General features: G+C 68.0%; 4 protein-coding genes and 1 pseudogene. 4 read left to right on the plus strand and 1 reads right to left on the minus strand.

Annotated elements, in window-relative coordinates:
* The 3 genes and pseudogenes from AC2VOG_RS00935 to aroQ form a co-directional block, all read left to right on the plus strand.
* Positions 1-236: pseudogene (locus AC2VOG_RS00935) on the plus strand (shikimate kinase); the annotation flags it as partial.
* Positions 233-1,321 carry a 3-dehydroquinate synthase gene (aroB, locus tag AC2VOG_RS00940; RefSeq protein ID WP_486938040.1) on the plus strand — a complete coding sequence of 363 codons (1,089 nt, stop codon included), beginning with the start codon at positions 233-235 and terminating at the stop codon, positions 1,319-1,321. The pseudogene AC2VOG_RS00935 and the gene aroB, both read left to right, overlap by 4 nt.
* A gap of 49 nt (positions 1,322-1,370) precedes the next feature.
* Complete coding sequence (gene aroQ / locus AC2VOG_RS00945) at positions 1,371-1,820, plus strand: type II 3-dehydroquinate dehydratase (RefSeq protein ID WP_486938041.1); 450 nt, start codon at positions 1,371-1,373, stop codon at positions 1,818-1,820.
* Here the strand turns inward: aroQ and AC2VOG_RS00950 are convergent.
* Positions 1,817-2,536 carry a B-4DMT family transporter gene (locus AC2VOG_RS00950; protein WP_486938042.1) on the minus strand — a complete coding sequence of 240 codons (720 nt, stop codon included), beginning with the start codon at positions 2,534-2,536 and terminating at the stop codon, positions 1,817-1,819. The genes aroQ and AC2VOG_RS00950 overlap by 4 nt on opposite strands.
* A 33-nt stretch (positions 2,537-2,569) precedes the next feature.
* On the opposite strand from AC2VOG_RS00950, the gene AC2VOG_RS00955 reads away from it, so the two are divergent.
* A partial coding sequence (locus tag AC2VOG_RS00955) for a M24 family metallopeptidase (protein ID WP_486938043.1) occupies positions 2,570-3,369 on the plus strand: 800 nt, incomplete at its 3' end.

The raw sequence follows: 3,369 nt of genomic DNA on the forward strand, positions 1-3,369 counted from the left end.
TCTCCACGATCCGGGTGAACACCAACCGTCGCAATCCCGGGGCTGTCGTCCGCCACATCGTGTGCCGCCTCAACGACCCGAAGTCGGGGCACCGGCGTCGGTCGCCGTGGCGCCGCTCGTCGGCCCCCCGGACGCTCAGCGCGCCCGAGCCCCGGACCGGGCCGCCTCCCACGCCCGCGACCCCGGCTGCCCTGGCCGCCGCCCGCAGGCACGGCAGTGCCGAGGTGGAGAAATGACGGAGGCCCGCCAACCGGTCACCGTCCAGGTGAACGTGGACCCGCCCTACCCGGTCGTCATCGGCACCGGCCTGCTCGGCGAACTCGGTGACCTGCTCGGCGGTCGGCACCGGGTCGCGATCCTGCACCAGCCGGTGCTGACGCAGACCGCCGAAGCCGTCCGAAACCATCTGGCCGACAAGGGTATTGACGCGCACCAGATCGAAATCCCAGACGCCGAAGCAGGTAAAGACCTGCCCGTCGTCGGTTACATCTGGGAAGTATTGGGCCGCATCGGCATCGGCCGCAAGGATGCGTTGGTCAGCCTGGGTGGAGGTGCCGCAACCGATGTAGCGGGCTTCGCGGCGGCTACCTGGTTACGCGGGGTGTCGATCGTGCACGTGCCCACCACACTGCTGGCGATGGTCGACGCCGCAGTTGGCGGCAAGACCGGCATCAACACCGACGCCGGCAAGAATCTGGTCGGTGCGTTCCATCAGCCGACCGCGGTGCTGGTCGACCTCGCAACGCTGCAGACGTTGCCGCACAACGAGATCGCGGCCGGGATGGCCGAGGTCGTCAAAGCCGGATTCATCGCCGATCCGGTGATACTGGACCTGATCGAAGCCGATCCGCAGGCCGCGTTGGACCCGGAGGGGGAGGTGCTGCCGGAGCTGATCCGGCGCGCAATCGTCGTCAAGGCCGAAGTCGTCGCGGCCGATGAGAAGGAATCCGAACTGCGCGAAATCCTGAACTACGGTCACACAATGGGCCATGCGATCGAGCGGCGGGAGCGCTATCAATGGCGGCATGGCGCCGCGGTCTCGGTCGGCATGGTGTTCGCCGCCGAATTGGCCCGACTGGCCGGGCGTCTCGACGACGCCACCGCGCAGCGCCACCGCGACATCCTGTCCTCGCTGGGACTACCGACCAGCTACGACGCCGACGCGCTTCCGCACCTGCTGGAATCGATGGCCGGGGACAAGAAAACCCGAGCCGGCGTGCTGCGGTTCGTGGTGCTCGACGGGCTGGCCAAGCCCGGCCGGCTGGAAGGCCCGGACCCGGCGTTGCTGGCCGCCGCGTACGCGGAGGTGGGGACCCGATGAGCAGCCCGCCGGCGACGATGCAGAACGCAGTGATGCTGTGGAGCGGCGCATGAGCACGGTCAACGTGATCAACGGGCCGAACCTCGGCCGGTTGGGTCTTCGTGAGCCGGAGGTCTACGGCGACACCACCCACGACCATCTCGCCGAGTTGGTGGAACGCGAAGCTGACGCGCTGGGGTTCAAAGTCGTTGTGCGGCAGAGTGACAGCGAAGCCCAGCTACTGGACTGGATCCATCGGGCGGCGGATGCCCAGGAGCCGGTGATCCTCAATGCCGGCGGGCTGACCCACACGTCGATTGCGCTACGCGATGCTTGTGCCGAGCTGAGTGCGCCTCTGGTCGAGGTACACATCTCGAATGTCTTTGCCCGCGAGGAGTTTCGACATCACTCGTATCTCAGCCCGATCGCCAGCGGCGTCATCGTGGGCTGCGGCGTGCAGGGTTACCTGCTCGCCCTGCGCTATCTGGCCAGCCTGGGCGGCCAGTCCTTGGGCGGCTAGTCGGTCGTCGGTTTCTCGATGTGCTCGGTGGCGGGCTCGGCGTGCTCGTGGACCGCAACCTCGGTGGTGTTCGCTTCGCTGGGCGCTGTCGGAATCTCGGCCGTATGCGCGGCTTCTTCGCTGTAGGCCGTTGGCGATTCGTGGTCGCGTTCGGCCGTCGCCACCGCGCTCGTCTGCTGCTCCGGCCATTCCTGGGCCTCGCCGGTAGCGGCTTGCTCCGAGCGAACGGCGGCAAACACGTCCGTGTCGGCGCGGTCCTGCTCGCCAGGGGCAGCGCCACTCTGCGGCTTGTAGGCGCCCGTCTTGTCCACCCGCCAACGGCCCACTGTCACGCCGCTAATGGCGCCCAGGAATACCACCAGCGCGGTGAATGCCGCAAACGTAGTGAGCTCGTTGATCAGCCCGCCCACGTAGAGGGCCTTGTAGAACACCGCGATCAGCCAGGTGACCGCTCCGCTGAGGACGCCAGCGATCAGGCCGGCCAGCAGCCAGGTCATCGCGAGGTCGTCCCGGCGGTCCGGGTCGGGGTTGGACGCTGCGTCTTCGCGGCCGTCGATCACACCCCAGATGACCACGCCCACGATGAACAGAGCGAGCAGCACAAGGCTGATCAATGTCGCGTGCGTCTGCCACACGCTGATCAGCGTTCCCTGGAACAGCCGAACGACGACCATCGCGGCGCCGAACACCAGGCCACGCAGCATCCAGTTAGTCATGGGGCCACAGCGTAGCGAGTAGCGTCAGCCGGTGTGACACATTCCCAGCGGCGAGCCGCGCTCGGTGCCGAACTTCGCGCGGCCGAATTGGATGCGATGCTGGTCACAGACCTGATCAACGTCCGCTATTTATCCGGATTCACCGGATCGAATGCGGCGCTGCTGGTGTTCGCCGACGGCGCTAACGCCGTCCTGGCCACCGACGGACGCTACCGCACGCAGGCCGCGCGGCAGGCGCCCGATCTGGAAGTCGCGATCGAGCGGGCCTGCGGGCGATATCTGGCCGGACGCGCCGTCGCCGGCCGCGCCCGCCGGGTGGGATTCGAGAGCCACGTCGTCACCGTGGACGGCTACGACGCGCTGGCCGCCGAGCTTTGCGGGACCGGTGGCGCCGCCCTGGTCCGCGCCGCGCAGTTGGTGGAGGCCCTGCGCGAAACCAAGGACGCGGGTGAGGTGGCATTGCTGCGATTGGCGTGCGAAGCTGCCGACGCCGCGCTGACCGAACTGGTCGAGCGCGGCGGGCTACGACCCGGCCGCACCGAGCGCCAAGTGGGCCGTGAGCTGGAGGCGCTGATGTTCGAGCACGGCGCCGACGGTGTCTCCTTCGAGACGATCGTGGCCAGCGGCGCGAACTCGGCGATTCCACACCACCGGCCCACCGACGCGGTGCTGGCCACCGGAGACTTCGTCAAGATCGACTTCGGTGCCCTGGTCGGCGGCTACCACTCCGACATGACCCGCACCTTCGTCCTTGGCCGGGCCGGTAGAGCTGAAGCCTGGCAGCTGGAGATCTATGAGCTGGTCAGCGTCGCGCAACGAGCGGGGCGAGAAGC

This window comes from Mycobacterium sp. TH-M11 (assembly GCF_057473725.1).

Excerpts from the sequence above, each read along its gene's own strand:
- AC2VOG_RS00950 (WP_486938042.1), bottom strand. The coding sequence starts at position 2,536 with ATGACTAACTGGATGCTGCGTGGCCTGGTGTTCGGCGCCGCGATGGTC.
- aroB (WP_486938040.1), top strand. The coding sequence starts at position 233 with ATGACGGAGGCCCGCCAACCGGTCACCGTCCAGGTGAACGTGGACCCG.
- aroQ (WP_486938041.1), top strand. The coding sequence starts at position 1,371 with ATGAGCACGGTCAACGTGATCAACGGGCCGAACCTCGGCCGGTTGGGT.